Genomic DNA, 2002 nt, shown 5'->3' on the forward strand with positions numbered 1-2002 from the left:
GACCGCCGGCGGCGGCATCTCGTTGATCAACGACGGAGGCCAGCTCGGCATTTCGATCGGCTATTTCGATACAAATTATGGCGTGCCCGACCGGCCGAACACCGCGCACGATCATGGCGGCGAGCATGAAGAGGGTGGCCATGAGCATGGCGAAGGCCCCGTCACCATCGGCATGAAGCAATGGCGCGCCGACCTGCGCGGCGAAGTCGAACTGGGCGACGGCTTTTTCGACAAGCTGCGCGTCCGTGCGGGCTTTGCCGATTACAAGCACACCGAATTCGAAGGCGACGAGGTCGGCACCGTCTTTACCAACCAAGGCATCGAGGGCCGGATCGAGCTGGCGCAGAACGATCATGGCGGCTGGCGCGGCGCGAGCGGCGTCCAGTACAGCCACCGCGACTTCAACGCGATCGGCGCCGAAGCCTTTGTGCCGCGCAACCTGACCGACCAGTTCGCGCTGTTCACGCTGCAGGAATATACGGCGGGCCCGCTCGGCCTCGAAGCCGCGGCGCGTTATGAAAAGACCAATGTGCGCGCGCAGACGCTCGGTTTCGAGCGCAGCTTCGACAGCTTCTCGGGCGCGTTCGGCGCGACCTACGACCTGTTCGAAGGGGCGAAATTCGGCGTTTCGGTGTCGCGCGCCGTCCGCGCGCCCTCGGCCGAAGAGCTGCTGTCGAACGGCCCGCATATCGCGACGCAGAGCTTCGAGGTCGGCAACCCGAACCTGAAGCGCGAGTCCAACTGGGGCGCCGAAGCTTCGTTCAAGCTCAAGACCGACGCCTTCAACCTCAGCCTGACGGGCTATTCGAACTGGTTCGACAATTTCATCTATTCGGCCGCGACCGGCGCCGAAGAGGATGAACTGCCCGTCTTCCAATATTTCCAGCGCGACGCGCGCGTCTATGGTTTCGAGGCCGAGGCGAGCGCGCGGCTGGCGCAGATCGGCGGCTTCAACATCGTCGGCGACGTGACCGCCGACATGACGCGCGCGAAGATCAAGAATGCCGGGCTCGACCGCAACGTGCCACGCATCCCGCCGCTGCGCGTGCTCGGCGGGCTCGAGGCGCAGGGCGAGCGTATCGACGCCCGCGCCGAGGTCGAATGGACCGACGACCAGACACGCACCGCACAGTTCGAGACGCCGACCAAGGGCTTCACGCTGGTCAACGCGTCGCTCAGCTGGCGCCCGCTTCCCGACACGAAGAATCTGACACTCAGCCTGTCGGCCAACAACATCTTCGACGTCGAAGCGCGCCGCCACGCGAGTTTCACCAAGGATTATGTGCCGTTGGCCGGTCGCGATTTCCGCCTGACGGCCCGGGCGAGCTTCTAACCCCTCTCTCCGCTCGCCCCGCGGGCCGGGTCCGGTGCAACCGGATCCGGCCCGATCCCGTTCAGGACAGCATCGCCATCCCGCCATTCACGTGCAGCGTCTGGCCGGTGACATAACCCGCTTCTTTCGACGCGAGGTACACGACCGCGGCGGCGATATCGCTGCCCTCGCCCATCCGGCCCGCGGGGATGCGCTGGTTGAGCGCTTCCTTTTGCGCATCGGGCAGATCGTCGGTCATCGCAGTGGCGATGAAACCCGGCGCGACGCAGTTGGCGGTCACGCCGCGGCTCGCGAGTTCCTGCGCGAGCGCCTTCGTCATGCCGGTAACCCCCGCTTTCGAGGCGGCATAATTGGCCTGCCCCGGATTGCCGGTCGCGCCGACGACGCTGGTGATCGAGATGATGCGGCCGAAGCGCGCCTTCATCATCGGCTTCGCCGCGGCGCGCGCGAGGCGGAAATTGGCTTCGAGGTTGATGCGGATGACGTCCATCCACTCCTCGTCCTTCATCCGCATGATCAGGTTGTCGCGCGTCACGCCGGCGTTGTTGACGAGGATGTCGAGCTGGCCGAGCGTGTCGATCGTCGCCGGGACCAGCTCCTCGACCTGGGTGGTGTTCGACAGGTCGCAGGTGATCTCGACATGGCCATCGGAGTCCTTCGGCCCAAACT

At 65.4% G+C, this 2002-nt stretch carries 2 protein-coding genes; one reads left to right on the plus strand and one right to left on the minus strand.

Going from position 1 to position 2002, the window contains the following annotated elements; genetic code table 11:
- Positions 1 to 1333 (plus strand): TonB-dependent receptor (locus VGD20_RS20300; RefSeq protein WP_331136184.1); only part of this gene is annotated, 1333 nt, incomplete at its 5' end.
- A gap of 61 nt (positions 1334 to 1394) precedes the next feature.
- Here VGD20_RS20300 and fabG read toward each other — a convergent pair.
- Positions 1395 to 2002: 3-oxoacyl-ACP reductase FabG (gene fabG, locus VGD20_RS20305; protein ID WP_331136185.1), on the minus strand; the 608-nt coding region annotated here is incomplete at its 5' end.

The organism is Sphingopyxis sp. (assembly GCF_036402335.1).
Classification (GTDB): Bacteria; Pseudomonadota; Alphaproteobacteria; order Sphingomonadales; family Sphingomonadaceae; genus Sphingopyxis.